23 protein-coding genes and 2 pseudogenes are annotated in these 25745 nt (G+C 70.2%); 13 read left to right on the top strand and 12 right to left on the bottom strand.

The annotated features are described in order from the left end of the window. Positions 1 to 172: 172 nt before the first annotated feature. A pseudogene (locus AB0C82_RS12430) lies at positions 173 to 903 on the bottom strand (PIG-L deacetylase family protein). A gap of 194 nt (positions 904 to 1097) precedes the next feature. Continuing rightward, a complete protein-coding gene (locus AB0C82_RS12425; protein WP_362839621.1) occupies positions 1098 to 1376 on the bottom strand; it encodes a metal-sensitive transcriptional regulator in 279 nt (92 codons plus the stop codon). Positions 1377 to 1474: 98 nt separating this feature from the next. Between AB0C82_RS12425 and AB0C82_RS12420 the strand changes: the two genes are divergently transcribed. Continuing rightward, positions 1475 to 2047: a rhodanese-like domain-containing protein gene (locus tag AB0C82_RS12420; protein WP_362839618.1), complete on the top strand. Its 573-nt coding sequence runs from the start codon at positions 1475 to 1477 to the stop codon at positions 2045 to 2047. A 70-nt stretch (positions 2048 to 2117) separates the two neighbouring features. Here the strand turns inward: AB0C82_RS12420 and AB0C82_RS12415 are convergent, their stop codons facing one another. Further along, positions 2118 to 3413 carry an alpha/beta fold hydrolase gene (locus tag AB0C82_RS12415; protein ID WP_362839615.1) on the bottom strand — a complete coding sequence of 432 codons (1296 nt, stop codon included), beginning with the start codon at positions 3411 to 3413 and terminating at the stop codon, positions 2118 to 2120. Positions 3414 to 3521: 108 nt separating this feature from the next. Here AB0C82_RS12415 and AB0C82_RS12410 point away from each other — a divergent pair, with 108 nt between their 5' ends. After that, on the top strand, positions 3522 to 4685 hold the full coding sequence (locus AB0C82_RS12410) for a betaine/proline/choline family ABC transporter ATP-binding protein (RefSeq protein WP_362839612.1): 1164 nt from the start codon (positions 3522 to 3524) through the stop codon (positions 4683 to 4685). Positions 4686 to 4983: 298 nt separating this feature from the next. On the opposite strand, the gene AB0C82_RS12405 is transcribed toward AB0C82_RS12410, so the two are convergent. Next, entirely contained in the window at positions 4984 to 5259 is a 276-nt protein-coding gene (locus AB0C82_RS12405; protein ID WP_362839609.1) for a DUF2087 domain-containing protein, read from the bottom strand. 380 nt (positions 5260 to 5639) lie between these two features. On the opposite strand from AB0C82_RS12405, the gene AB0C82_RS12400 reads away from it, so the two are divergent. From AB0C82_RS12400 to AB0C82_RS12390, 3 genes are all read left to right on the top strand, one after another. Beyond that, the gene (locus AB0C82_RS12400; protein WP_362839606.1) at positions 5640 to 6569 is read left to right on the top strand and encodes a nitroreductase/quinone reductase family protein; all 930 of its coding nucleotides are present in this window, start codon (positions 5640 to 5642) and stop codon (positions 6567 to 6569) included. Positions 6570 to 6626: 57 nt separating this feature from the next. Further along, complete coding sequence (locus AB0C82_RS12395) at positions 6627 to 7601, top strand: acetylxylan esterase (RefSeq protein ID WP_362839604.1); 975 nt, start codon at positions 6627 to 6629, stop codon at positions 7599 to 7601. A 106-nt stretch (positions 7602 to 7707) separates the two neighbouring features. Next, entirely contained in the window at positions 7708 to 8853 is a 1146-nt protein-coding gene (locus tag AB0C82_RS12390; protein ID WP_362839601.1) for a Gfo/Idh/MocA family oxidoreductase, read from the top strand. On the opposite strand, the gene AB0C82_RS12385 is transcribed toward AB0C82_RS12390, so the two are convergent. From AB0C82_RS12385 to AB0C82_RS12370, 4 genes are all read right to left on the bottom strand, one after another. Next, complete coding sequence (locus AB0C82_RS12385) at positions 8840 to 9787, bottom strand: ABC transporter substrate-binding protein (RefSeq protein ID WP_362839598.1); 948 nt, start codon at positions 9785 to 9787, stop codon at positions 8840 to 8842. The genes AB0C82_RS12390 and AB0C82_RS12385 overlap by 14 nt on opposite strands. Continuing rightward, complete coding sequence (locus tag AB0C82_RS12380) at positions 9784 to 10461, bottom strand: ABC transporter permease subunit (protein WP_362839865.1); 678 nt, start codon at positions 10459 to 10461, stop codon at positions 9784 to 9786. The genes AB0C82_RS12385 and AB0C82_RS12380 overlap by 4 nt, the downstream gene beginning before the upstream one ends. Then, a complete protein-coding gene (locus AB0C82_RS12375) occupies positions 10458 to 11135 on the bottom strand; it encodes an ABC transporter permease (RefSeq protein WP_362839595.1) in 678 nt (225 codons plus the stop codon). The genes AB0C82_RS12380 and AB0C82_RS12375 overlap by 4 nt, the downstream gene beginning before the upstream one ends. Before the next feature lie 67 nt (positions 11136 to 11202). Then, complete coding sequence (locus AB0C82_RS12370; RefSeq protein WP_362839592.1) at positions 11203 to 11769, bottom strand: dihydrofolate reductase family protein; 567 nt, start codon at positions 11767 to 11769, stop codon at positions 11203 to 11205. 376 nt (positions 11770 to 12145) lie between these two features. On the opposite strand from AB0C82_RS12370, the gene AB0C82_RS12365 reads away from it, so the two are divergent. Both AB0C82_RS12365 and AB0C82_RS12360 read left to right on the top strand, forming a co-directional pair. Beyond that, positions 12146 to 13684 (top strand): APC family permease, encoded by a 1539-nt coding sequence (locus tag AB0C82_RS12365; RefSeq protein WP_362839589.1) that lies wholly within the window; start codon positions 12146 to 12148, stop codon positions 13682 to 13684. A 9-nt stretch (positions 13685 to 13693) separates the two neighbouring features. Beyond that, complete coding sequence (locus AB0C82_RS12360; protein WP_362839586.1) at positions 13694 to 15337, top strand: FAD-dependent oxidoreductase; 1644 nt, start codon at positions 13694 to 13696, stop codon at positions 15335 to 15337. Positions 15338 to 15493: 156 nt separating this feature from the next. Here AB0C82_RS12360 and AB0C82_RS12355 read toward each other — a convergent pair whose 3' ends face one another. Continuing rightward, the gene (locus AB0C82_RS12355) at positions 15494 to 15685 is read right to left on the bottom strand and encodes a DUF6381 family protein (protein ID WP_362839584.1); all 192 of its coding nucleotides are present in this window, start codon (positions 15683 to 15685) and stop codon (positions 15494 to 15496) included. A gap of 116 nt (positions 15686 to 15801) precedes the next feature. Continuing rightward, complete coding sequence (locus AB0C82_RS12350; protein ID WP_362839862.1) at positions 15802 to 16071, bottom strand: hypothetical protein; 270 nt, start codon at positions 16069 to 16071, stop codon at positions 15802 to 15804. 166 nt (positions 16072 to 16237) lie between these two features. Between AB0C82_RS12350 and AB0C82_RS12345 the strand changes: the two genes are divergently transcribed. The 3 genes from AB0C82_RS12345 (at position 16238) to AB0C82_RS12335 (ending at position 20105) form a co-directional block, all read left to right on the top strand. Then, on the top strand, positions 16238 to 16594 hold the full coding sequence (locus AB0C82_RS12345) for a VOC family protein (protein WP_362839581.1): 357 nt from the start codon (positions 16238 to 16240) through the stop codon (positions 16592 to 16594). 108 nt (positions 16595 to 16702) lie between these two features. Further along, on the top strand, positions 16703 to 19096 hold the full coding sequence (locus AB0C82_RS12340; RefSeq protein ID WP_362839579.1) for an excinuclease ABC subunit UvrA: 2394 nt from the start codon (positions 16703 to 16705) through the stop codon (positions 19094 to 19096). A gap of 208 nt (positions 19097 to 19304) precedes the next feature. Next, positions 19305 to 20105, top strand: a complete 801-nt coding sequence (locus AB0C82_RS12335) for an alpha/beta hydrolase (RefSeq protein WP_362839576.1) — start codon at positions 19305 to 19307, stop codon at positions 20103 to 20105. A gap of 22 nt (positions 20106 to 20127) precedes the next feature. On the opposite strand, the gene AB0C82_RS12330 is transcribed toward AB0C82_RS12335, so the two are convergent. Then, on the bottom strand, positions 20128 to 20337 hold the full coding sequence (locus tag AB0C82_RS12330; protein WP_362839574.1) for a DUF1272 domain-containing protein: 210 nt from the start codon (positions 20335 to 20337) through the stop codon (positions 20128 to 20130). 290 nt (positions 20338 to 20627) lie between these two features. On the opposite strand from AB0C82_RS12330, the pseudogene AB0C82_RS12325 reads away from it, so the two are divergent. The 3 genes and pseudogenes from AB0C82_RS12325 to AB0C82_RS12315 all read left to right on the top strand — a co-directional run bounded on the left by AB0C82_RS12325 (position 20628) and on the right by AB0C82_RS12315 (position 23134). Beyond that, a pseudogene (locus tag AB0C82_RS12325) lies at positions 20628 to 21299 on the top strand (YihY/virulence factor BrkB family protein). Positions 21300 to 21413: 114 nt separating this feature from the next. Further along, positions 21414 to 21986, top strand: a complete 573-nt coding sequence (locus tag AB0C82_RS12320) for a GNAT family N-acetyltransferase (RefSeq protein WP_362839571.1) — start codon at positions 21414 to 21416, stop codon at positions 21984 to 21986. A 455-nt stretch (positions 21987 to 22441) separates the two neighbouring features. Further along, positions 22442 to 23134, top strand: coding sequence for a DUF4328 domain-containing protein (locus AB0C82_RS12315; protein ID WP_362839568.1), 693 nt, complete (start codon positions 22442 to 22444; stop codon positions 23132 to 23134). 53 nt (positions 23135 to 23187) lie between these two features. Here AB0C82_RS12315 and AB0C82_RS12310 read toward each other — a convergent pair whose 3' ends face one another. Beyond that, positions 23188 to 24762, bottom strand: coding sequence for a pectate lyase (locus AB0C82_RS12310; protein WP_362839566.1), 1575 nt, complete (start codon positions 24760 to 24762; stop codon positions 23188 to 23190). Positions 24763 to 25745 lie beyond the last annotated feature (983 nt).

Raw genomic sequence — 25745 nt, 5'->3', positions numbered from 1 at the left:
ACATCACCATCCGGACGCCGGGCGGAGGGCCCCGTGCGCTACGCGCTCCTCAGAGTCCACTCGTTCGGACCGCGTGGATTTCGGGGGCGGCTCGGGGGCGGCCGAGGTCCCGCTCCGGGGGCGCCTGCCGCACGGACCGGGGCCTCGCACGGCCGCCCGCCGAGCGGCCCGCTCAGCGGGCGAACACCTCGAACGCCACGGCGGGACGATCCCCGAACCGGCCGGCGGCCATCCGGGACATGCCCTGCAGAAAGTGCGGCAGTACGTCTCGGGGTCTTCCTCGGTCAGCACCTCGATGTACGTGCGGTGAGCGAGCAGCGCCTCGACGGAGCGCTCGAAACCCTCGGTCGCGTCCACCGCGTGCGTGGGCCTGTCCGTCCCCGCCACGGCGATCCAGCGCACCCCGTCCCACGGCTCCAGTCCCTGCTCGGTCAGCTCCGGGAAGATCCACCGGTTCCCGGCGTCGCCCGCCGCGTCGAGCGTCGCCCGGCCGACCGCGCGGTGGTCAGGGGTGTTCCAGGCGCCACCGCCCCAGGTGTCACGGTGGTTGAGCGTGATGACGAGTTCGGGACGGTGCCGGCGGATGGCCGCCGCGATGTCCCGGCGCAGCCCGAGGCCGTACTCGATCACCCCGTCCGTGTGGTCGAGGAACTCCACCGTGCTGACACCGACGACCGCGGCGCTCTTCCGCTGTTCACGCTCCCGGAGCGGGGCGCACTCCTGCGGGGCGATCGTGTCGATGCCCGCTTCCCCGCGGCTGGCGAGGAGGTAGACGACGTCACGTCCGGCGTCGGTCCAGCCCGCGACGGCCGCGGAGCAGCCGTACTCCAGGTCGTCGGGGTGGGCGACGACGGCCAGCGCGCGCCGCCAGTCCGTGGGCATGGGCTCCAACTGCTGCGTCATGCGGGCAGGCTATCGGCGCGGGGGCCACGTGAGCCGGCATTCCCCCGGGCGGGCCGGGCCCGGCAGCCGGTCGGCCGACCAGGCGGGTCGACCGACCAGGCGGTCGACCAGTCGCCCCGGGTCGGAAGGGGTCAGCCAGTCGGCCCGTTGCGGCCCGTCGGTCAGTCGAGTCCGGCCTCTGCCGAGTCAGTCGGTCAGGCCAATGAGAGGAAGAGTTTCTCCAGGCGGGCCCGCATCCGGTCGCGGTCGGCGGGCTCCGCTGTACCGTCGGCCATGCAGTGCTGAAGCCCCGTCGCGATGATCGCGAACCCGGCGCGGTCGAGCGCCCGCGAAACGGCCGCCATCTGCGTGATCACGTCCTCGCAGTCCCGCCCCTCCTCGATCATCCTGATGACCGCGCCGAGCTGCCCCTGGGCGCGGCGCAGGCGGTTGAGGACCGATTTCAGTTCATCGGCCGCCATGTCGAGTTCCACACATCCTCCTCGCATACCCGTGGGGGTATTCTAGCCCGTCCGGGGCAAGAGAGACGGAGTCTCCTGTCCGGCCCGGTGACCGAAAGGAATCTCAGATCGTGACCAGCCCCGTTTCCCTCTCCCCCGCACAGGCGGCAGCCCGTCTGCAGGAGTTCACCGTCATCGACGTGCGGGCTCCCGGCGAGTACGCCTCCGGCCATGTGCCCGGTGCGCTGAACATCCCTCTCGACCGTCTCCAGGAGGCCGTGCCCGCACTCAAGGCCGCCGCGGCCCGGGGTTCGCTGCTGGTGGTGTGCGCCTCCGGCGTGCGTTCCACGCGGGCCTGCGAGATCCTCTCGGGCGCCGACATCGACGCCTGCGCGCTGAGCGGCGGCACCTCCGCCTGGGAAGGCGAGGGCCGCGACCTGGACCGCCCCGTGGGCGCCCGCACCACCTGGCCCATGGAGCGCCAGGTGCGGCTGGCGGCCGGTTCGCTCGTGGTGGCAGGACTGCTGGCCGGGACCCGCTTCCCGGCGGCCCGCTGGCTGTCCGCGGGCATCGGTTCGGGGCTCGTCTTCTCCGCTGTGACCAACACCTGCGGCATGGCGGCGGTCCTGTCGAAGCTCCCGCACAACCGCGCCCCGCTGGGTGCCTCGGACCTCGGCGCCACGCTGGACGCACTCCAGAGGTGAGCCTGACGCGAGAGGGAGCCGGCCGCGCGTGACGCGCGGCCGGCTCCCCGGTTCACCGAGCCCGTACGGCTCAGATCTCGTCCCTGACCAGGGCAAGCAACCGGTCCAGTACGCGCGGCCCGCCGGCCCGCAGGCCGTCGTGCTCGAACTCGTCCGTCACCCACGTACGCAGTCCGCGGATGGCCGCCGCGGTGCGCAGCGCGTGCTCGGTGTCGACGTACATGTCGTCGTGGTAGACGGCCGCGGCCACCGGTACGTCATTGGCGGCCAGCCGCCCGGCGTCGTAGAGCGGGGCCCAGTCCGTGCGGGCCGCCAGCAGCTCGGCCGTCTCCCGCAGCGGCCGGAGCGCCGGATCCACCTCGAAGTGCCAGGGGTGGATCGACTCCCCGGTGAACAGCACGGGCCCGTCGCCCTTGAGCGCTTCCGCCGCGTCGAACCGCGGGAACTCGGCGCGGACCCGTTCGGCGGCCCAGCCGGTAGGGCGCTCCCCCTGGCCGTAGATCGCCTCGTGCAGAAGGGCGTACAGGGGGTGACCGGCGAAGGAGTTCGCCGTGCGCATGGCCTCCTGGAAGGTGTCCGAGAGTTCGGTGCCGTACGGAGTGCGGACGAAGGCGTTCTCCAGCAGGTAGTGCAACTGGTGGCTGCCGTTCCCGCCGCCCAGCATGATGCCGAGGGACTGGAAGCCTTCCACCGTCAGCCGGTGACCGGTGCTCTCCGGGCGGTGCTCGAAGAGGTGGGCCGCGATGTCCCGGGCACGCTCGACGTCCTGCGGGTAGCGGGCGTAGTGGGCCGCGACCTTGCGCTCGATCCGCGGATACGCGGCGCGGTACACGTCATCGGCGTGGGAGTCGAGCGACGGCAGTCCGCCGGTGATCAGCACCGCCGTGAGCCCTTCCGGGGCCGTCGACAGATACCTGACCGCGCAGAAACCGCCGAAGGACTGGCCGAGCACGGTCCAGGGGGCACCGCCGGTCAGCTGCGGACGGATCAGTTCGCAGTCACGGACGATGGAGTCGGACCGGAAATGGGCCAGGTAGTCGGCCTGTTCGCGCGGACCGCCGCGCAGCGGGAGCGTCTGACGGTTGGCCGGGGTGGAGAGACCCGTACCGCGCTGGTCGAGGAGCAGCACCCGGAACTCGCGTACCGCCCGGCCCAGCCAGGCTTCCGTTCCGACGAACCGGCGGGCACCGAAGCCGGGACCGCCTTCCAGATAGACCAGCCACGGCAACGCGTCGTGCGCCCTGCCGCTCGCCACGGCCTCCCGGCCGAAGATCTCGATCTGCTCCCCGCCCGGGTCCGTGTGGTCGAGCGGGACGGTGAAGCGACGGTCGGTGAGGACGACGCCGGGCTGACGGTAACTGCTCAAAGGGGGGCTCCTGAAATCCGATGGTCCGAGGACAGTCCAGCACAGGGCCGGCACCCGGACAGTCCCGGCCCGTGTGCGCCGCGCGCGGGAGGCTCCTAGCGTGCAGTCATGATCCGGTTCGAGCAGGTCGGCAAGGTCTATCCGGACGGTACGACCGCGGTCGACCAGCTGTCCTTCGAGGTGGGCGAGGGGGAACTCGTCACGCTCGTCGGCCCTTCGGGCTGTGGCAAGACCACGACGATGATGATGGTGAACCGGCTGACCGAGCCGACGTCCGGCCGCATCCTGGTCGACGGCGAGGACATCGCGACGATCGATCCCGTGAAGCTCCGCCGAAGGATCGGCTATGTGATCCAGCAGGTCGGCCTCTTCCCGCACCGGACCGTTCTGGAGAACACCGCGACCGTCCCCGCGCTGCTCGGCTGGAAGCGGACGAGGGCCCGGGAGCGGGCGGCGGAACTGCTGGACCTCGTGGGGCTCGATCCGAAGACGTACGGCTCCCGCTACCCCGCTCAGCTCTCCGGCGGGCAGCGCCAGCGGGTGGGGGTGGCCCGGGCGCTGGCCGCGGATCCGCCGGTCCTGCTGATGGACGAACCGTTCGGAGCGGTCGACCCGGTGGTGCGCGAGCGGCTGCAGAACGAGTTCCTGAACCTGCAGGCCACCGTGCGCAAGACCGTGCTGATGGTGACGCACGACATCGAGGAGGCCGTGCGGATGGGCGACCGGATCGCGGTGTACGGCGAGGGTCGCATCGAGCAGTTCGACACACCGGCGGCGGTGCTCGGCACGCCCGCCACACCGTACGTGGCACGGTTCGTCGGCGCCGACCGCGGTCTGAAGCGCCTGTCGGTCACGACGATCGAACCGGATGACCTCCAGGAGCCGCCGGTGGCCGGGATCGACGAACCGGCCCACGCGGCGGCACAGCGGCTGAACGCCTCGGGAGCGCGATGGGCCGTCGTGCTCAACGCGGACGGCGAACTGCACGGCTGGGTATCGGCGGACGCGCTCCGCGTCGCCGGGGAGTACGGCACGGTCGGTGAGCTTGCGCGGCGCATGGACGCCTGGGTGCCGGTCGGTGCTCCCCTGAAGCAGGCGTTCAGCGAAATGCTCCAGCACGATGCGGGGTGGGTGGCGGTCCTGGACGGGGCGCGCTTCCTCGGCGTACTCACCCCGGCCAAGCTCCACGAGGCGCTGCGGCGCTCGGTGGACGCGGACGCGCGGGGGGTCGGGCGGGACAAGGTGCGGTTCGACTCGGTGGCCGACGCGTAGGGGTGCCGTTCGCCCGGGCACCGGTTCGCCGGGAGCCGCCGCCCCGCGGAGCACCGAGCCGCCGTGGAGAAGAATCCGGTCCGGCTCCGATGCCGACCGCGGCCGCACGCCTGTTCATACCGGCGTGGGAACCGGGCCACGCAGGCGCACGGCGGCCGAGGTCGGAACAGAGCGACGAAAAGGCGGTTCGCCTCGGCCGATGCCTTCGAACCTCCGGAGCCCGCGCCGTCATGGCCGCGCTGGGCGATTCACCGGGCCGGCTTCAACGTACGTGCCCCGGAAGAGAACTGGCGCCGCGTCAGCTTAGCCGCCGGTAGCTGCTGCCGTCCTTCGGCCGGACCAGCAGCCCCGCCACGACCAGGTAGCGCCGTAGCGCCGAACAGTCCTCGTGCACGGTGCGCAGCGCCTCGTTGACCTCGTACTCGCTGTAGACCCGGTCTCGTTCGAACAGGGTGTGCGCGAGGTGGTGCAACAACTGCTCCCGGCGGGCGGCCTTGCGCGGGATCGCCGTCAGGCGTCCCTGCGAGAAGAGGTCGGCCACCTGGCGCGTACTGCTGGAATCTCTGACGGACATGCCGCGAAGCGTCGCAGCCGCCCGCCCGACGGGCAACGTGTTTTCGCGCGTCCGGGGTTCGGCTGCGCCGCGTTGACAGCCGACGGCCGCCTCGTTCTAATGGTCTGCGTGCAGCGTGGCGCCGGCCGAGAGATGTGGGCAGGCCGACAGCCGGGCCGGCACCTTCATCCAGGGACGACGCCATGAGTTCACTCTCAGCCCCCTGCTTCTGATCCACACGTCAGGCCCTCTGTGCCGTCGTGCGTCGCCGTGCTCCCGCGCGGCCCATCCCCGCGCACCGACGTCGTACACCCGCCTGTCCGTCCTGCCTCCGGCCGCTCCGGGACCACCGAGTGACGCCCCGGGCAGCCGCACACACCTTTACGGAGATCCGGCACCCCATGTCCCTGTCCTTCAACCAGTCCGTCATCGAGGAGTTCCGCTCCCACGCGGGCAAGGTCGGCGGCCCCTTCGCGGGCGGCGACCTCCTTCTCCTCACCACCACCGGCGCCAGGACCGGCCGGCCGCACACCACACCGCTCGGTTACGTCGCCGACGGCGACCGGCTGCTGGTCGTCGGCTCCAACCTCGGCGCTCCTTCGCATCCCGCCTGGTACCGCAACCTGCTCGTCCGCCCCGTGGTGGACGTCGAGGTGGGGACCGAGAAGTACGAGGCGATCGCCGTCCCCGCCGAAGGAGCCCGGCGTGACGCGCTGTTCGAGCTGATCGTCCGGGTCGCGCCCGGTTACGGCGACTACCAGGCAGCTACGGAGCGCGTCCTGCCCGTGGTGGCACTGGAGCGGTCCGAGGCCCCGGCGGGCGAAGGACCCGCCGAGGTCAACACGCTCGCCGACAAGATCCTGGAGGTACACACCTGGCTGCGCCACCAACTGCGCGAGGTGCGCGCCGAGGCGGACGCCCACTTCGCCGCATCGGCCGCCCACCGCGCGTCCGGGCAGCCCGGCGGGCCGCCCGCGCCCGGGCTGGGTCTGCAGATCCGGCAGCGCTGCCTGGCGTTCTGCCAGGCCCTGGAGTTCCACCACACCGGCGAGGACGGCCACGTCTTCCCCGTCATGGCCGGCTATCACCCGCACCTCGCCGACGTGTTCGAGAGACTGCGCGAGGAACACCTGGCCATCGGCGCCGTCCAGAGCGAGCTGGCCGCTCTGCTGGACGGCGTCGGCGCCACCGTGCCCGAGCGGTTCCGCACCGAACTGGCCCGGATGTCGCAGCAGCTGAACGCCCACTTCGCCTACGAGGAGGAGCAGTTGCTCCCCGTTCTGGCCGATGTGCCGTGGCCGCCGGCCAAGGGGCCTGACACCGCTCCCTGAGGGCGGCCGCCGACCGTAGGGTGTGATCACTGAGCCCTGCGACGAAGGCGGTTTCCCATGTCCTTGTTCGATCTGCCCCTCGACGAACTGCGCACGCACCGCAGCACGTCGGTGGAGCCGGAGGACTTCGACGCGTTCTGGTCCAAGACGCTCGACGAGGCGCGCTCCCATGATCTGGACGCCCGGTTCGAGCTGCGTTCCGACACCGCGCTGAGCACGGTCGAGGTGTACGACGTGACCTTCGCGGGGTTCGGCGGGCACCCCGTCAAGGGCTGGCTCGTCCTCCCCGCGGGCACCACGCGCCCGCTGCCCGTCATCGTGGAGTACATCGGCTACGGCGGCGGGCGCGGGCTGCCGCACTCGCACCTGCTCTGGGCGTCGGCGGGCTTCGCCCACTTCGTGATGGACACACGAGCGCAGGGCAGCACCTGGCAGCCCGGCGACACCGCCGACCCGGTGGGCAGCGCCCCGTCCTTCCCCGGCTACATGACCCGGGGCATCGAGGACCCGGAGACGTACTACTACCGGCGGGTGTTCACCGATGCCGTACGAGCGGTGGAGGCCGCGCGCTCGCATCCCCTGACCGATGCCACGCGTACCGCGGTGATCGGCGAGAGCCAGGGCGGCGGCATCACCCTGGCCGTCGGCGGGCTGGTGCCCGATCTGGTGGCCATCGCACCGGACGTGCCGTTCCTGTGCGACTTCCCGCGCGCCATGACCGTCACCGACCGGTCGCCCTACCGCGAGATCGGCAACTACCTCAAGACCCACCGGGGCAGGACCGAGCGGGTGCGGGCGACGCTTGCCTACTTCGACGGGGTCCACTTCGCGGCACGCGGACGGGTTCCGGCCCTGTTCTCGACGGGCCTGGAGGACCAGACCTGCCCGCCGTCGACGGTCTTCGCCGCCTTCAACGCCTACGCCCACGAGGACAAGGAGATAGAGGTGTACCCCTTCAACGACCACGAGGGCGGTGGCCCGTTCCAGCAGGCCGCGCAGCTCGCCTGGCTGCCGGCGAAGCTGCTGGCCTGACCACCGGGCACCCCTTGACCCGGCTCCCCGATCGAGCCTAGGTTCCGGGGAGAAAGCGCTTGCTACCAGGCAGGCGCACCCTCTCTCCCACTCAGGGGTGCCTGTCATGCCCGCATTCATGCCGGACGCGAAGCCGGTCCGGGTCGCGATCGTCGGCACGGGCGCGATCGCGCGCGGCAGCCATCTGCCCGCAGTCCTCGCGCTCGCCGCCGAGCAGCCGCTGGAGATCGTCGCGGCGGTCGACGTGGATGCCGGGTCGGCGGAGGCGTTCTGCGCGGACGCGGGCGCCGGCCGCCCGTACACGGACCTCGGCCTCATGCTGGCGCGGGAGCGGCCCGACCTGGTCACGCTCTGTACGCCGCCCCGGTTCCACCGCGACCAGACCATCGCCGCGCTGCGGGCCGGGGCCTGGGTGTGGTGCGAGAAGCCTCCGTGCCCCTCGCTGGAGGACTTCGACGCGATCGAGGCGGCGGAGGGGCCGGAGGCCGTGGGCCCGTTCGCCGCCATCGTGTTCCAGCACCGCTTCGGATCTGGCTCCGGTCATGTCCGCGAGCTGCTGGCCGGGCAGTCGATGGGCCGGCCGCTGGTGGCCCACTGCCAGACGACCTGGTACCGCGACGAGGAGTACTACGCCGTTCCCTGGCGCGGGAAGTGGAGCACCGAGGGCGGCGGCCCCGCGATGGGGCACGGCATCCACCAGATGGACCTGCTGCTGGATCTCCTGGGCCCGTGGTCGGAGATCCGCGCCATGGCCGGCCGGCTGGTGCACGACATCGAGACCGAGGACGTCTCGACCGCCCTCGTCCGCTTCGAGAGCGGCGCGATGGCCACGATCGTGAACAGCGTCCTCAGCCCTGACGAGGTCAGCCGGATACGGATCGACTGCGAACGCGCGACGGTCGAGCTCACCCATCTGTACGGGCACCGCAACGCGGACTGGCGCATCACTCCGGCGCCAGGTGTGACGGCGGAACAGTCCGACGCGTGGAACGACTTCGGACCCGACGTCCCCAGCTCGCACGAAGCTCAGCTGCGCGGGCTGCTGGCCGACATGCGCGCCGGGCGCAGGCCGCGCAGCAGCGGGCCGGACGGCCGCACGAGCCTGGAACTCGTAGCGGCGCTCTACAAGGCGGCCTTCACCGGGCAGCCCGTCCGCGCGGGCGAGATCGCGGCGGGCGACCCCTACTACAGCGCGCTGCACGGCGACGCGGAGGGCTGGGCCCCGGCGCGGCAGGGGCTCAGCGAGGGATGAGCCGCCGGGACGTCAGGTAGTTCCGCGCGACGTCCTCGGGCAGCCTGCGCCAGCTGTCCACCTGTTCGTTCATGCGCGCCAGGTCGGCGGTGGTCAGGACGGTGTTCAGCTTCGCGAGGGCGTCGCGTACGCCGGTGCTGCCCGCGCGGGAACGATTGACGACGGGGACGAGGTGGTCGGCGTTCTGGAGGCCCTTGTCGTCGGCCAGGAGCACGAGTCCGAAGTCGTCCAGCGTGGCGTCCGTCGTGGTGGTCAGGACCAGCTGGTTCTGACCATTCTGGACGGCCTGTTTGGCCTGGGTGGTGCCTACACCCCTGGGATCGACGGCGGTGACGTCGATGCCGTACGTCTTCCTGAGCCCGGGCGCGCAGTAGGGGCGCTGCACGCATTCGTCGCCTGCGGCCAGCCGTACGGGGAGCTTGGTACGGCCCAGGTCGCTGAGCGTCCTCAGCCGGTGCTCGGCGGCGTACGCGGAGGAGACCGCGAAGGCGTTCTGGTCAACGGCCCGGCCCGGGTCGAGCACGGTGAGGCCGCGCGGCACGGCGAGGGTACGCAGTGCCTTCATCGTGGTGGCGAGGTCGGGCGAGCCGACGGGCGGTGCGTCGGCTCCGTTGGCCTTGGCGTTCAGCCAGTCGGCGAAGGTCGCGGCGTATTCGGGTACGACGTCGATCTGGCCGTTCTCCAGGGCCGGTTCGTAGAGCTCCCTGTTGGTCACCGAGATGATCTCGGTGGAGTATCCGGCGTGGTCCAGCAGGAGGGCGTACATCTGGGCGAGGAGGTCGCTCTCGGTGAAACCCGCCGAGCCGACGGTGAGTTCCCTGCTGTCGCCGGGCGGCGTGGTCACCTCGCCCTGGTCCTCCAGGCTGGGGCCGGTGGAGCAGGCGGTGACGACCAGCAGGGCGAGGAGTGCTGCGGCCGTACGCGCGGTCCTCATACCGCCGCCCGCTCGCGGGTCCGCTCGGGGGCCAGGCGCAGGCCCAGTTCGAAGAGGCCCTCGACGAGGAGGGCGAACAGGGCGACGAGGACGGCTCCCGCCACGACCTGCGGCGTCGAGGCCAGGTTGAAACCGGCGGTGATGATGCGGCCGAGTCCTCCGCCGCCGGCGAGTGCGGCGAGCGTCGCGGTGGCGACGAGCTGCACGGCGGCGATGCGTACGCCGGTGAGCAGGAGCGGCAGCGCGAGGGGCAGCTCCACCCGTACCAGCATCTGGCGGCCCGTCATGCCCATGCCCCGCGCCGCCCGTACGACATCGCGGTCCACCTCGCGCATCCCCACGTACGCGTTGGTGAGCAGGGGCGGGACGGCGAAGAGCACCAGCGCGATGATGGTCGACCACTGGCCGTGCGTACCGATCGGGGTCAGGAGCAGCAGCACCAGGACGGCGAAGGTGGGAACGGCCCGGCCGATGTTGGAGATGTTGACGGCGAGCGCTCCGCCCTTCCCCAGGTGGCCGAGGACCAGGGCCACGGGCAGGGCGATGAGGCAGCTGATCAGCAGGCAGACGACGGTGAGGTAGAGATGTTCGGCCAGCCGGTTCCAGACGCCGTCGGCACCCGACCAGTTGGCCGGGGTGGTGAGCCACGTCCAGGACTCGGAGAGCGTCGTCATGACCGCGCCCTCGTCCACGGGGTCAGGATCCGCTGCACACCGAGGAGCAGGAGGTCGGCGGCGACGGCGATGACGACGCAGAGGACGGACGCGGTGAGCACCTGGGCCTTGAAGTAGGTGTTCATCCCGGAGTAGATGAGGTTGCCCAGCCCGCCGTGGCCGACGATCGCGCCGACCGTGACCAGCGAGACCGCCGATACGGTGGCGATGCGCAGGCCCGCCATTGCGGCCGGCAGGGCGAGTGGGAGCTCGACGGCGAGAAGGAGCCGTACGGGGCCGTAGCCCATGCCCCGCGCGGCCTGCCGGGTCTCCTCGGGCACCGCCCGCAGTCCGGCGAGGATGTTGCGTACGAGGAGCGTCAGGGAGTAGAGGACGAGCCCCGCGACGACGAGCACGGCGGATAGCCCGTACACCGGGAGCAGCAGCGAGAACATGGCGAGCGACGGGATCGTGTAGAGGATCGTCGTCAGGCCGAGGACCGGCCCGGCCGCCCAGCGCAGGCGGCGGGCGGCGAGGGCGAGCGGGAGGGCGAGAGCGACTCCGACGAGCACGGAGACGACGGTCAGCTGGACATGCTGGACGCTCGCGTCCATGAGGATCTCGCTGCGACTGGACAGGTAGTCGCCGCAGATCCACTCGTTGCGCGCGAGGCAGTCGTCGGGAGGCGCGGTCACAGGTCCATTGCAGCCCGGGGGCGGGATGATCGCGCGTGGTGATCGACTGTTCGTGGAGCCGCGTCCCTCAGGACGCGCTCCTGGTGTAGCGGAGAAGGACCACCCCGTTGCCGAAGGTTCTGCTGCCGGCCGGGGTGAGTGCCGTCCTCGTCTCCGACTGCGGGAAGAGCGGTGTGCCCCGGCCGAGGAGGATGGGGTGGACGTAGAGACGGAACTCGTCGATCAGGTCGTGGCGCATGAACGACGCGGCGAGGTTCGGCCCGCCGATCGCCATGTCTCCGCCGGGCTGGGCCTTCAGCGCCCGGACCTCCTCGGGCACGACCTCCCGCTTGATGGTGGTGTTCCACTCCGCGCGTTCCAGGGTCCTGGAGTAGACGATCTTCGGCATCTCCCGCCAGATCCGGGCGAATTCCGCCACCGGTGCTTCCGCAGCGGGATCGGCGTCCGCGGTCGGCCAGTAACCGGCCATGAGCTCGTGGCTGACCCGTCCGTCCAGGAACGCGCTCATGGTCCTGAGCTCGTCGTTGAAGTGCTGGTGGAGTTCCTCGTCGACCAGATGCCAGTCGAGCTCACGGCCGGGGCCCTCGATGTACCCGTCGAGTGACACAGACATGGCCAGGATGATCTTTCTCATGCGGGTGCTCCTTCGCACGTGGTTCCACCGGTACCGGAACGTGAGCGCCATGGTGACGAAGTCCGGCCCCGGCCGCCCGCATGACGGAGAATCTCGGCGCGGCGGACCCGGGGACGGCACCTCCGTGGTGTGCCATGCCCCTCGGGGGTGCGCATTCCGTCGGTGACCCGCGCACTACGCCGGGTCGAGGCACATCCGCATGTTCCGTGGACATCACCCTGCGGTTACAGACCACATCGGTGGGCACGCTGCCCCGACAACTCGTCGTCTCCGCACGGCATTTGAGTGACCGCGTGCCTGTTGTGGCACAGGTCACCCCGCCCGAGACTGTCGCCCCCGGAGCAACGGGAGCGCGAAGAATGAGAGAGGGTGCGCAATGTCAGACAAACCCACACGTGAGGTCCAACGGCTCAAGGCGAATTCGGTGGGGCTGGTCGGTGTGGTCTTCATGGCGGTGGCCACCGCCGCCCCGATCACGGCCATGACCGGGAACCTGCCCATCGCCGTCGGCTTCGGCAACGGGACGGGCGCCCCGGCCGGATACCTGTTCGCGACCGTGGTGCTGACCGTCTTCTCGGTCGGCTACGTCGCGATGGCGAAGCGCATCACCGCGGCGGGCGCCTTCTACGGGTACATCTCGCACGGTCTCGGCCGGATCGCCGGCCTGGCGTCCGGCATGCTGGCCGTCCTCGCGTACATCGTGTTCGAGGCGTCGATCGTCGGGATCTTCGCGTACTTCGGCCGGACGACCGTCGCCGACCAGCTCGGCATCGACATCCCCTGGATCTTCTACGCCCTCGGAATGCTCGCTCTGACCGCCGTGCTGGCCTACTTCGACATCAACATCACGGCCAAGGCACTCGGTGTCATGCTCGTCGGCGAGATCGCGGTGCTCTTCGCCGTCGCCACGGCCGTCCTGCTCGCCGGCGGCGGGCCGGACGGCATCCCGGTCGAACCGCTGAACCCGGTCAACGCCTTCACCGGCACCTCCGCCGGGCTGGGGCTCTTCTTCGCCTTCTGGTCCTGGGTCGGCTTCGAGTCGACCGCGATGTACGGAGAGGAGTCCCGCGACCCGAAGCGCGTCATCCCCAGGGCGACGCTCATCTCCGTCATCGGCGTGGGCATCTTCTACATCTACGTCTCCTGGATGACGATCGCGGGCAACGGGCTCGAAGGGTCCGTCAAGGTGTCCTCGTCCGCCTCACCGCTCGACCTGTTCTTCAACCCGACCGAGTCGTTCATCGGGCCCTGGGCCGTCGACGCCTTCCAATGGCTCCTGCTGACAGGCTCGTTCGCCTGCGGCATGGCCTTCCACCAGTGCGCCTCGCGCTATCTCTACGCCATCGGCCGTGAGGGCTTCCTGCACCCGGCACTCGGCAGGACCCACCCCTCCCACGGCTCCCCCTACATCGCCTCGTACGTCCAGACCGGCATCGCCACCGCGCTCGTCTGCGCGTTCTGGCTGGCGGGCGAGGACCCGTACATCCACCTGTACACCCTGCTCGCGATCCTCGGCACGATGGCGATCCTGATCGTCCAGACCCTCTGCTCCTTCGCGGTGATCGGGTACTTCCGGAGGAACCACCCGGAGGACCGCCACTGGTTCCGGACGTTCACCGCACCGCTGCTGGGCGGCATCGGCATGATCGCCGTGGTCGTCCTGCTCATCCTCAACATGGAGACCGCGGCCGGACTCGCCGCCGACTCCCTCTTCTTCAAGCTGATCCCGTGGATCGTCGGCGCGGTCTTCATCGGCGGACTCGGGCTCGGCTTCTACCTCAAGGCCAGACGGCCGGAACGCTACGAGATCATCGGCCGCATCGTCCTCGACGACGCGACCGAACGCACGGACGCCGATACCGGTTCCGATTCCGATTCCGATTCCGATTCCGATCAGGCCACCGCGAACGTCTGAGGAGCACCCGTGTCCCGTACGCACACGATGCACGCACTACGCCGACTCGCCGCTGAGCACGCCGCGGCCCGCAGACTGCGCATGCCCGTCGCCGACGTCCGCGGCTCCAGCCGTCGCCAACTGCTCGGCCGGGCCGCGGCGCTGGGCCTCGGCACAGCGCTGGGAACCGGCCTCGCCGCCCGGCCGGCCGCCGCCACGGGTACCTCCGCCGCCCGGCCGGTGACGGATGCCCGGTCCCCCGTCATCGCCGTGGTCGGCGCGGGAATCGCCGGGCTGACCGCCGCGCTGACACTCCAGGACGCCGGGCTCGACTGCACCCTGTACGAAGCGAGCCGGGAGCGGGTCGGCGGGCGGATGTGGACGCAGCGCGACCACTGGGCGTACGGCCAGACGTCGGAGATCGGCGGCGAGCTGATCGACACGAGCCACAAGAAGATCCTGGAGCTGTGCCGCCGATTCGGCCTCGCCACCGAGGACTTCCTCGGCGGCGGGCCGAACGGCGCCGAGGAGATCCTCTGGTTCAACGGCGCCTACTACCCTCGGAGCCAGGCCGACGAGGACTTCAAAGCGGTCTACCAGGCACTGCACCGCGACCTCCAGGAGTCCGGCGAGGTGCGGTGGAACGGGACCACGCCCGCCGGGACGGCGCTCGACTCCATGTCGGTCCACGAGTGGATCGACTCCCGCGTCCCCGGCGGTCACGCCTCCCCGCTCGGCCGTTTCATGGACGTCGCGTACAACGTCGAGTACGGCGCGGACACCACCGAACAGTCCGCGCTCGCCCTCGTCCTGCTCATGGGGTACCAGACCAATCCGGGACGGTTCAACATCTGGGGGCTGTCCAACGAGCGCTACCACATCAGGGGCGGCAACGATCAGCTCCCGAACGCCATCGCGCGCACCCTGCCCGCCGGAACCCTGCGCATGGGCAAGCAGCTGACCGCCCTGCGCGCCAACAGCGACGGCACCCAGACCCTGACGTTCACGGACGCCGGCACCGTCACGACCGTCGTCGCCGACCACACGATCCTCTGTGTCCCGCTGCCCGTCCTCCAGGGGCTCGACCGGTCGGCGGCCGGCTTCGACCCTCGGATGACGAACCTGCTGCGGGACGCCCGCATGGGCCACTGCACCAAGCTCAACATGCAGTTCACCTCACGGCCCTGGCGCGGCACGGGGCCGTGGCACGGCGTCAGTGCGGGCGACTGCTTCACGGACAGCGACGTCCAGCAGACCTGGGACACCACCAAGATCCAGCCGGGCAGCGGCGGCATCCTCATCCAGTACGGCAGCGGCCGGCTGGCCAGGGACCTGACACCCGCCACGCCCTTCGCCACCGAGTCCGACCCGTACGTACGGGACCTCGCGTCGCGTCGCCTCACCGGCGTCGACGCGTTCTTTCCCGGCACGAAAGCGGCCTGGACAGGCAAGGCGCAGCTGTCGGCCTGGCACCGCAACCCGTACGCCCTGGGAGCGTACTCGTACTGGCCCGTCGGCTATCTGCACCGCTACGCGGGCTACGAGGGAACACCGCAGGGCAACATCCACATCGGCGGAGAGCACTGCAGCTACGACTTCCAGGGGTTCATGGAGGGCGGGGCCACGGAAGGGGAACGTGCGGCCAGGCAGGTGATCGGCAAACTCACCGCGTGACGCGCGCCCTGGTTCGCGGCGGCGTCCGGAGGATCCTCCGCCGCGAACCAGGCCCGTCACGGCCGGCAAGGGCTGGTCACTCGCGCCGCCGATGACCGGCGGACGAGCCCTGTGCCGTGTCGCGGGACAGCTCCCGGACGCCATCCGAACGACAGGCTATTCGCTCGGGTAGATGTCGCCCGCGGCCATCGAGCTCAGCTGTTCGCTCTGGCTGCGGAGCCGGGCGGCCTTCTCCTTCAGCCGTCGGCTCTCCTTGTCGTCGGACGCCTGCTTGGCGGCCTCGGACAGCTGATCGGCCTTCTCACGCATCTGATGAACCTTGTTACCGATCTCGTCAGCCATGATCATCACCCATTCCCGGCACTCGCGAGGATCTCGTTGACCGTGCCCCGATTTTCCCTCACCGTCCGCTCCCCAGCCATCCGGCAAGCGGCGGGAGGTGCCGCGCGGGCCTGGTCAGCGGGTCAGCGGGTGTCGCCGCGCCAGTCCCACTTCAGCGGGTCGGTGCGTCTGCTCCGGTACTCGGCCCGCCCGCCGGGGCCGTACGCTCCGATCTCCGTGATCAGCGCCGCCCCCTCGCACAGCGCCGCGTCGGTCCACCCGGTCACGTCCAGGAGCAGGCCGTCGAGAGGACCGCCGACCAGCTCCCGGTAGTCGTGTCCCGGCTTGGGGCCTGGGTCCGGGTCGTCGTGGTCGGCGCCGTAGACCCGGCGCTGCCGCATGAGCTCGTCCATGCGGACAGCATTCCACCGGGCACTGACAACGGCCTGTCCGCCGCCCGTCCGCCCGGGGCGGACGCCCGCGCCCGAGCGGTCAGGAATCGAGAAGCGCGGCTCCGGGGCCGGGGCTAGCGTGACGTTCATGGACAGCACGACCGGATCCACGACATCAGGAGCGATCATGACCAACTCTTCCACCGAGGGAATCAAGACGGTGCTGCACCCCGTCTCCGACCTTGCGGCGGCCAAGGCGGTGTACACCGCACTGCTCGGTGTCGCCCCGCAGACCGACGAGTCCTACTACGTGGGCTTCGAGGCGGCCGGCCAGCACATCGGGCTGCTGCCGGGCGGCGGACCGCAGAACATGACCGCACCCGTCACCTACTGGCACGTGCCGGACATCGAGGCGAAGCTGGCCGAGGTGACGGCCGCCGGAGCGACCGTGACGGAGAAGGCGCACGACGTCGGCGGCGGCCGGCTGGTGGCCACCTTCACCGACCCCGACGGCAACGTGCTCGGGGTACTCCAGGACAGCTGAAACCCCTGCGTGCGGGCGCACGCGCGATATAGGGTCCGGAGCCTGCCGGACGAGCAGGGCGAGGCCCACGGGACCGCGCGGCGGCCCCGCGTAACAGATGGAGACACGATGAGCACGGCCAAGAGAACCGGTGCGCAGCCTGCGCCGCACGCTGCCGACGCGCACGATCTGATCCGTGTGCACGGTGCGCGCGTGAACAACCTCAAGGACGTCAGCGTCGAGATCCCCAAGCGCCGCTTGACGGTGTTCACCGGTGTCTCCGGTTCGGGCAAGAGCTCCTTGGTGTTCGGCACGATCGCCGCCGAGTCGCAGCGGCTCATCAACGAGACGTACAGCGCCTTCGTGCAGGGTTTCATGCCGACGCTGGCGCGGCCCGAGGTCGACGTACTGGACGGCCTCACGACCGCCATCATCGTCGACCAGCAGCGGCTGGGGACGGACCCCCGCTCCACGGTCGGCACGGCCACCGACGCCAACGCCATGCTGCGCATCCTGTTCAGCCGCCTCGGGAAGCCGCACATCGGGTCGCCCAACGCGTTCTCGTTCAACGTCGCCTCGGTGAAGGCGAGCGGTGGGGTCACCGTCGACCGCGGGGCCGGCAAGACCAGGACCGAGAAGGTGACCTTCACCCGCACCGGCGGCATGTGCACGCGGTGCGAGGGCCGGGGCTCCGTCTCCGACATCGACCTCAGCCAGCTCTACGACGACTCCAAGTCGATCGCCGAGGGCGCGTTCACCATTCCCGGCTGGAAGTCCGACAGCTTCTGGACGGTACGGACGTACGCCGAGTCGGGTCTGCTCGACCCCGACAAGCCCATCCGCAAGTTCACCAAGAAGGAGATGCAGGACTTCCTCTACCGGGAGCCCACCAAGGTGAAGGTGGAGGGGGTCAACCTCACGTACGAGGGGCTGATCCCCAAGATCCAGAAGTCGTTCCTCTCGAAGGACCGGGAGGCGATGCAGCCGCACATCCGGGCGTTCGTGGACCGGGCGGTCACCTTCACGGAGTGTCCCGAGTGCGAGGGCACCCGGCTCAGCGAGGCGGCCAGGTCCTCGAAGGTCGGCGGGATCAGCATCGCGGACGCGTGCGCGATGCAGATCAGCGACCTCGCCGAGTGGGTGCGCGGCCTCGACGAACCGTCGGTCGCGCCCCTTCTCACCGCGCTCCGGGGGGCCCTCGACTCGTTCGTGGAGATCGGCCTCGGCTACCTCTCGCTCGACCGTCCCTCGGGCACGCTGTCGGGCGGCGAGGCGCAGCGCGTCAAGATGATCCGCCATCTCGGCTCCTCGCTCACCGACACCACGTACGTGTTCGACGAGCCGACGATCGGAATGCACCCGCACGACATCCAGCGGATGAACAGCCTCCTCCTGCGTCTGCGGGACAAGGGCAACACGGTGCTCGTCGTGGAGCACAAGCCGGAGACGATCGCGATCGCCGACCATATCGTCGATCTCGGTCCCGGCGCCGGTACGGCGGGCGGCACCGTCTGTTTCGAGGGCACCGTCGAGGGGCTGCGGGCCGGTGGCACCGTGACCGGCCGTCACTTCGACGACCGGGCCGCCGTCAAGGAGTCGGTGCGCAAGCCCACCGGGGCGCTGGAGGTCCGCGGCGCGACGCGCCACAACCTGCGCGGTGTCGACGTCGACATCCCGCTCGGGGTGCTCTGTGTGGTCACGGGTGTGGCGGGCTCCGGCAAGAGCTCGCTCATCCACGGGTCGATCCCGGTGGGCGACGGCGTCGTCTCGGTCGACCAGGCCGCCATCAAGGGTTCGCGGCGGAGCAACCCGGCGACGTACACGGGGCTGCTCGACCCGATCCGCAAGGCGTTCGCGAAGGCCAACGGCGTGAAGCCCGCACTGTTCAGCGCCAACTCCGAGGGGGCCTGTCCGACCTGCAACGGCGCCGGTGTCATCTACACCGACCTGGCGATGATGGCAGGGGTCGCCACCCCCTGCGACGAGTGCGGTGGCAAGCGGTTCGAGGCATCGGTCCTGGAGTACCGCTTCGGCGGGCAGGACATCAGCGAGGTGCTCGCGATGTCGGTGCGCGAGGCCGAGGAGTTCTTCGGCGCGGGCGACGCACGTACGCCGGCCGCGCACCGCATCCTTGAGCGGCTCGTCGACGTGGGACTCGGCTACATCACCCTCGGCCAGCCGCTCACGACCCTGTCCGGCGGCGAGCGGCAGCGGCTGAAGCTGGCCGGCCACATGGCCGAGAAGGCCGGGGTCTACATCCTGGACGAGCCCACCACCGGTCTCCACCTCGCCGACGTCGAGCAGCTGCTCGGGCTGCTCGACCGGCTCGTGGACTCCGGCAAGTCGGTCATCGTCGTCGAGCACCACCAGGCCGTGATGGCGCACGCGGACTGGATCATCGACCTCGGCCCGGGCGCGGGTCACGACGGCGGGCAGATCGTCTTCGAGGGCACGCCGGCCGACCTGATCGCCGCCCGTTCCACGATCACCGGCGAGTACCTGGCCAAGTACGTCGGCGCCTGACGGAGACCTGGGGCCCGCCGTTCGCGTCAAGCCGGGCTCGTGGGCTCCGGCCTGATCCGGGCGAAGGACCCTGGGCCGCCCCACACGGAAAGTAGACTGGACCGCACAGTACTGACGACAGTGCTGTGCGGTCCGGTTGCATGTCGTGCGGGTCATGTCGTACGGGTCCCGCACCCCGGTGACTCGCGCGTATCAAGGGGGAGTTCTGATGGACACGGTGTTTTCCGCGGACGGTACGGTCATCGCCCACGAGCGGGCCGGCCAGGGGCCGGCTCTCGTACTCGTGGGCGGAGCCTTCCAGGTCCGTACCGATTTCGCGGAGCTGTCCGCACTGCTGGCCGAGCGCTTCACCGTCATCACCTACGACCGTCGGGGCCGGGGCGACAGCGGAGACACGCCGCCGTACGACGTCCGGCGGGAGGTCGAGGACCTCGACGCGGTGATCGGGCGTGCCGGTGGGTCCGCGCTCGTCTTCGGTATGTCCTCCGGCGCCGCCCTGGCCCTTGAGGCGGTGTCCCGTGGCAGTGCCGTCTCCCGGCTGGCGCTGTACGAGCCGCCGTTCGTCGTCGACGACACCCGCCCGCCCCTGCCCGAGGACTACATCGGCCACCTGCGCGCGCTGACGGCCCGCGATGCGCGGGGGGAGGCCGTCGAGTACTTCCTCACCCGGGCGGTGGGTGTGCCGGCCGAGGTGGTGGCCGGTATGCGGCAGGCGCCGTTCTGGGCGGGCATGGAGGCGGTCGCCCACACCCTCTCCTACGACGGCACGGTCATGGGCGACACGATGTCGGGGCGCCCGCTGCCCGCCGGACGCTGGGACGCGGTGCGCATCCCCGTCCTGGTGGGCGAGGGCGGCGCGAGCGAGGCGTGGATGCGCAACGGTGCACGGGCGCTCGCCGGTCTGGGCGCGAACTACACCCTGCACACCTTCGCGGGCCAGGACCACGGCATCGCTCCGAAGGTCCTGGCCCCGGTACTGGCGGACTTCTTCTCCGAGGCGCGGGTGTAACCGAGCCGGCCCGCCGCCGGTGTCAGGAGGAGGTTCCGGGAACGGGCTCGGCGGCGGCCCGCCGACGCGGCCGGGCGACGAGTTCGCCTCCGCAGTTGGGGCAGGTGGCGTGCATCGCGTCGGCGCACGCGACGCAGAAGGTGCACTCGTACGAACAGATCCGGGCGGCAGCCTCCGGCGGCAGCTCCGCGGTGCCGCAACGCTCACAGAGCGCACGCATGTCCAGGGCCATGACTCTCCCGAGGGTCGTGCCGGTCCGCACGGGCGGAAGGCGGACGAGACGTCCATACTCCACGATCCGCCGACCGCGCCTGAACCGGGGGCCGATCCGGCGGAGTTGGGCGGTCGGCAGACCGTCGGAGAAGCCCTTTTCGCGTACGCAAGCAGGCGGAGAGGCCGCGTGGGCAACGGATTTCGCATACTCCGGATACAGCTCGCGCGGAGCGCACTACACAACGGAAAGCCCGCAGGTGGCGAGACTGATCGGATTTCCTCGACGGGGCACCCGGGGACAGTCGTGGTCTGCTCGGCGCACTGTGGTCGGCTTCCGGGTACATCGCCGCGTTCATCCGCGCTTCGAACGCCGTCTACGACATTCCCGAGGGCCGACCGGCCTGGAAGGTACTGCCCGTACGCGTCGGCCTGACCCTTGTCCTGATGGTCCTCGCGTGCGTGAGCGCGCTGATCGTCCTCACCGGCGGCCTCGCCCGCCAGATCGGCACGGCGCTGGGCATCGGGGACACGGCTCTGACCGTCTGGCCCTTCGCCAAGTGGCCGGTACCCGTGGCGCTGGTGACCCCATCATGATCGCGATCCTGTACTGGGCGGCACCGAACGCCAGGAACCGCGGCTTCCGGTTCGTCACCCTGGGCAGCCTGCTGGCCCTGCTGATCTGGCTGGTCGCCCTCGGTGGCGTTCGCCTTCTACGTGGCCAACTTCGGCTCGTACAACAAGACTTACGGCACGCTCGCCGGAATCATCATCTTCCTGGTGTGGCTGTGGATCACGAATCTGGCGATCCTGCTGGGGCTCGAGTTGGACGCGGAGATCGAACGCGAACGAGCGGTCATCGCCCGCCAGGACGCGAACGAGGAGCCCTACGTCGAGCCGTGTGACACCCGCAAGTGGACGGATGAGGACCGGAGAGACATGGGCGCGGCCGGGCCCCGCGAGGAACGGAGCAGGCGCGACTGATCGTCCCGGCCGCAGGAGCAGGAGTCGCCGGCAGCTCGATGAGGAGTACACAGAGGCCTCCCGCGCCGTTCTGGCCGAGCGGCGTCGTGCCGCACGGCGTGGCATCGTAGGGGCATGACCATCGAGGTGCGCCCGGCTTCGGTCTTCGAGGACGTTCGTGCGCTGCTCGGCCCGAAGTCGCCCACGGCCAACGTCTGCTGGTGCCTGAGCTACCGGATCCCGTCCAAGCTCAACAACGCGCTTCGCGGCCCGGCCCGAGGAGAGTACGTCGCCGAACTCTGCCGCACAGGGCCCCCGCCGGGCGTGCTCGCGTACGACGGCGAGGAGCCCGTCGGCTGGGCCGCGGTGGCCCCCCGCTCGGAGACCTCGTTCGCGCGCAGCCGCAGGATCCCGCACGTCGACGACCTGCCCGTCTGGTCGCTGTGGTGCATCCGCGTGCGACCTGGTCATCGCAAGCAGGGGATCTCGCACGCTCTGATCGCCGGGGCGGTCGACTTCGCCCGCGCCCAGGGCGCACCGGTGGTCGAGGCCTATCCCCTGGACAACGGCGACGCCAAGGTAGATCTGACGATGGCGTACGCCGGGATCCGGAAGAACTTCGAGCGTGCCGGATTCACCGTCGCTGCGGACACCACGTCGGTACTCGCCGGCCACCCGCGGGTCCTGATGCGGCTCGACCTGCGCTGACGGGCCCGGGAGGCATCGCGCCGCTCAGCAGACGGCGACCTGCGGCTTCGTGATCGAGATCGACTTACCTGCCTCGGTTCACCATCTGCGAGGACCTCTTCAACGAGGGCATGGACTTGGACGCCTGCTCGGAGCTGTCGTACGCGGCCATAGGGAGCGGCACATGGCGGGCCTCGGCGCCTCGGCGGCCTCCGCGGGCAGCCCGGGGCAACATGAGCATGGTCCTGGCCCGTGTGCGTAAGACGTCGTCGTGGTGGCTCGTGAGATCGAGAAGTACCCTCGCCGCCGGAACGTCTCCCTGGCCGGCGCGCTGGGCGGTCTCTCTTCAAGTGCCGCCATGCGCAGTGAGTGCGACGACCCGCATCGTGTAGAGGTCGAAGCCTCGAAGTCGGCAGCGAAGCGGACCACCCCCACCCCCGACGACCAGTCGCGTCGGCGTAGGACAAGATGATCACGTGAGCGCCTCCGCAGAACCGCCCGCCCTGCGCCCCGTGCAGGGAGTGACCCACGTCGCCGTCGCCGCCCTCCTCCTCGCCGGAGCGGCCTGGGCCGCTCTGGCGGTGTGGCACGTCCGGCTCGCCGCTGCCGGGCAGCCGGCGTCCGGGCCGCCGGACCAGGGCGGCGGTCGGCACCGCCCGCTGAACGAACTGGAGAACGCCTACCACCTCGTCAGTTCCCTGACCGAGGTGGCGACAGCGCTGTGCGCGATCGTCTTCCTGGCCTGGCTGTGGAGCGTCCGCGACAACGCGCGCGCCCTCTCCGGGGAGCGCCCCCGCTACGCCTGGCCATGGGTGTACGCGGGCTGGGTCGTCCCCGTCGCCAACCTGTGGGTCCCCCGCGGGATCATCGCGGACATCCACCGGTCGAGCGCCCCGGACGAACGGTTGCCGCGCGCCCTGAACTGGTGGTGGGGCCTCTGGCTGGTCGGCACCCTGACCGGGACGGGCCTGCTGCACGCCGACACGGCGGACAACGTGATCGCCCGGGCGTACACGGACGTCGCACCCCTGCTGTTCGTCGATGCCGCCGTCATCGGTACGGCCGTGGCCGGGGCCCTGATGATCCGCGCCGTCTCCGCCGTACAGCGGAAGCACATGCCGGAATCGGCGCCGCGGGCCACCGGCACCGATGCCCCCGCCGGGTGGTGACGTGGGGCTGATGGACCGAACGGGGGCCGTCGTCTGCGACGGCCCCCGAGCCGTTATCCGGCGTAGGTCTCGAATTCGGCGACCTTGGGGGTACCGGTCGAGCTGGTGATCTGGAAAGTGATCTTGCTCAGAGAGGTCCGGGCGAAGGAGATGACGCCCGCCCCGCTGCCGGAGGTCAGGACGGCACCGGTGTCACCGTTGATGACCTTCCATGCGCCGATGCTGCCCGCCGAACCCGACGCCTCTCGGATGTTGACCGAGGACACGGCGGTGGCGGAGCCCCACTTGACCGAGACGGAACCGGTCGAGCCGGCCGGCGACCAGAAGGTGCTCATGTCACCGTCCCGCACGTTGCCGTAGCTCGTTCCGTCGGCCTTGCTGGTGCCGTCGGAACCGGCGCCGATGCTCAGGTTGGTGCCGCTGGGCTGGGTCGGACCCGGGGTGGGGGTCGTCGGTGACGGCGTGGGGTCGGTCGGCGTCGGCGTGGGGTCGGTCGGCGTGGGGGTCGGCGTCGGCGTCTGCGGCGTGCAACTGCCGTCCGACACCTTCAGCCCCTTGTTGGCGCCCGCGGTCGCAGCCACGACGGCGGGCACGCAGCTCGCGGCGTCGAGGCTGTAGGCGTAGGGGATGCTGACCGTGGTGTTGGACTGCGGGTTGGGGCCGGCGGGGTTGTGCTCGCTGGTGCGGGCGGACCAGGTCACGTTGTCGAAGGTGTTACCGCTGACCTGCCAGTACCCGGCCGCCGTGGTGTAGAAGGTGCCCAGGACGTCCTTGGAGTCCTTGAAGTAGTTGTTGTCCACCTTCGCGCGGGCCCCGGCACGGGAGTTGATGCCGGACTCGTTGAGCTTCACGTAGTGGTTGTTGTACATGTGGGCGATACCGCCACGCAGCAGGGGCGCACGGGAGTCGATGTTCTCGTACAGGTTGTGGTGGTACGTGATGAAGCCGTTCGACAGCTCCGTCTCACTGGACCCGACGAGGCCGCCACGACCCGAGTTGCGCAGCGTGCTGTAGGACAGGGTGACGTACTGGGTGTTGTCCTTCATGTCGAACAGGCCGTCGTAACCCTCCGACTCACCACCCGACGCTTCGAGGGTGGCGTGATCCACCCATACGTTGCGGACGTCGCTCTCCATGCCGATGGCGTCACCACCGTTGGACGTGGGCGAGCCGGACTTCTTGACGTTCCGGACCGTCACGTTCTGGATGATGATGTTGCTGGACTCGCGGATGTGGATGCCCAGTTGGTCGAAGACCGCGCCGCTGCCCACACCGACGATCGTGACGTTGCTGATCTGCTTGAGCTCGATCACACCGTCGGCCGTGTTGCAACTGGCACCGGACACCTTGGTGGTGTTGCCGTGGTTGATGGTCCCTTCGACCTGGATGGTGATCGGGGTGGCGCTGCTGGCCCGGCCGCACAGGGCCGCGTGGATCGCGGTCCCCGTCGTGGCCCGCACCGTCTGCCCGCCCGCACCGCCGGTGGTCCCGCCGTTCTGGGTCGCGTAGCCGGTGACGCCGCCGGTCGCCGCCGAGGCCTCGGGCGTCGAAAGCACCACACCGCCCACAGCCGCGACGGCCAACGTGGCCAGCGCCGCACTGAGTCGGAGTACGAATGGTCGTCTCATTCCGGTCTCCTCATTCCTCTTCGCATGTGTCGGATATCGATAGCAATGCCATGCACATGTCAGACAACCCCCTGAGGTTGCCCGGACCGCCGCTGAGCAGGTCCTGGTGTTCCACACATCCGAGGGCTCTTCAATGCGGTCGGGTCGCACCGCGTACTGCACCCACCCCCCGCGCCGAACCGATAACGACTCATGTACCGATGCGGCCACACCAGAGGGAAAGCGCTTTCTGGCGCGCAGCTTAGGGCTGGTTCCGCAGGACTGGCAAGACTCCTGTCGCTTTCCGGATCCGCCAACTCGTCCAACCTCTCCCCCTGTTGCCGTTCCCGCTACCCCCCGATCGAAGAGATCGCATATCAGAGGCTTGGAACCGCCCCCTCACGACACCCCGGCCCCGACGCCCGGGGCTCGTGACGCCGTTGTCTCGACCGAGGGGTCCAACACCCGGAACCCGGGGAGCACCACACCGGTCACCGTCACAGCAAGCGCTATCACCGCTCCTTCAGCAGGCCGACGACAGCAGTGAACCTCCGCCTGCGAGGAGACCTCCAGCGATGGCCCCGGCTCTGGACACGGGGCGAAGGAGGTGGGGTGCGTACATGCCGCTGAGCCGACGTGCGTGACCGACGTGAACGACTGTCGGTGAGCGACCGCTGTCTCCGAGGAAGGAACCATGCAACTCGCCCACGTCTACCGCGTCACCAAGTACGACCCCGCCGACCGTGACGAACGCGGGCACTACGTCGGCATCGAGGACGTCACCAGCGACCACGGGACGGTCGAGGCCGCATATCTCCACGCGTTCGCGGCATTCGCCGAGGATTCCGGCATCGAGCACCTGGCTGTACGCGAACCGCAGGTTCCCGCCTACGCGCACTTCGGCATCGAACCTCCGGTGGAGGGTCTCGGGCTGGACGGGCTCCTCCCTCTCGGTCTCTCCGGTTTCCATGACGGCGCCGAGGTCCCGCTCGCTGTCGCGCTGG

The sequence above is a fragment of the Streptomyces sp. NPDC048560 genome, from assembly GCF_040650955.1.
GTDB lineage: Bacteria > Actinomycetota > Actinomycetes > Streptomycetales > Streptomycetaceae > Streptomyces.
This window is presented reverse-complemented; position numbering and strand designations above follow the sequence as displayed.

Bases quoted from the DNA above. Each gene is read 5' to 3' on its own strand.
- AB0C82_RS12410 (WP_362839612.1), top strand. From the start codon at position 3,522: ATGATCCGGTTCGAGCAGGTCGGCAAGGTCTATCCGGACGGTACGACC.
- AB0C82_RS12405 (WP_362839609.1), bottom strand. From the start codon at position 5,259: ATGTCCGTCAGAGATTCCAGCAGTACGCGCCAGGTGGCCGACCTCTTC.
- AB0C82_RS12400 (WP_362839606.1), top strand. From the start codon at position 5,640: ATGTCCCTGTCCTTCAACCAGTCCGTCATCGAGGAGTTCCGCTCCCAC.
- AB0C82_RS12395 (WP_362839604.1), top strand. From the start codon at position 6,627: ATGTCCTTGTTCGATCTGCCCCTCGACGAACTGCGCACGCACCGCAGC.
- AB0C82_RS12390 (WP_362839601.1), top strand. From the start codon at position 7,708: ATGCCCGCATTCATGCCGGACGCGAAGCCGGTCCGGGTCGCGATCGTC.
- AB0C82_RS12385 (WP_362839598.1), bottom strand. From the start codon at position 9,787: ATGAGGACCGCGCGTACGGCCGCAGCACTCCTCGCCCTGCTGGTCGTC.
- AB0C82_RS12380 (WP_362839865.1), bottom strand. From the start codon at position 10,461: ATGACGACGCTCTCCGAGTCCTGGACGTGGCTCACCACCCCGGCCAAC.
- AB0C82_RS12370 (WP_362839592.1), bottom strand. From the start codon at position 11,769: ATGAGAAAGATCATCCTGGCCATGTCTGTGTCACTCGACGGGTACATC.
- AB0C82_RS12365 (WP_362839589.1), top strand. From the start codon at position 12,146: ATGTCAGACAAACCCACACGTGAGGTCCAACGGCTCAAGGCGAATTCG.
- AB0C82_RS12355 (WP_362839584.1), bottom strand. From the start codon at position 15,685: ATGATCATGGCTGACGAGATCGGTAACAAGGTTCATCAGATGCGTGAG.
- AB0C82_RS12350 (WP_362839862.1), bottom strand. From the start codon at position 16,071: ATGGACGAGCTCATGCGGCAGCGCCGGGTCTACGGCGCCGACCACGAC.
- AB0C82_RS12345 (WP_362839581.1), top strand. From the start codon at position 16,238: ATGACCAACTCTTCCACCGAGGGAATCAAGACGGTGCTGCACCCCGTC.
- AB0C82_RS12340 (WP_362839579.1), top strand. From the start codon at position 16,703: ATGAGCACGGCCAAGAGAACCGGTGCGCAGCCTGCGCCGCACGCTGCC.
- AB0C82_RS12335 (WP_362839576.1), top strand. From the start codon at position 19,305: ATGGACACGGTGTTTTCCGCGGACGGTACGGTCATCGCCCACGAGCGG.
- AB0C82_RS12330 (WP_362839574.1), bottom strand. From the start codon at position 20,337: ATGGCCCTGGACATGCGTGCGCTCTGTGAGCGTTGCGGCACCGCGGAG.
- AB0C82_RS12320 (WP_362839571.1), top strand. From the start codon at position 21,414: ATGACCATCGAGGTGCGCCCGGCTTCGGTCTTCGAGGACGTTCGTGCG.
- AB0C82_RS12310 (WP_362839566.1), bottom strand. From the start codon at position 24,762: ATGAGACGACCATTCGTACTCCGACTCAGTGCGGCGCTGGCCACGTTG.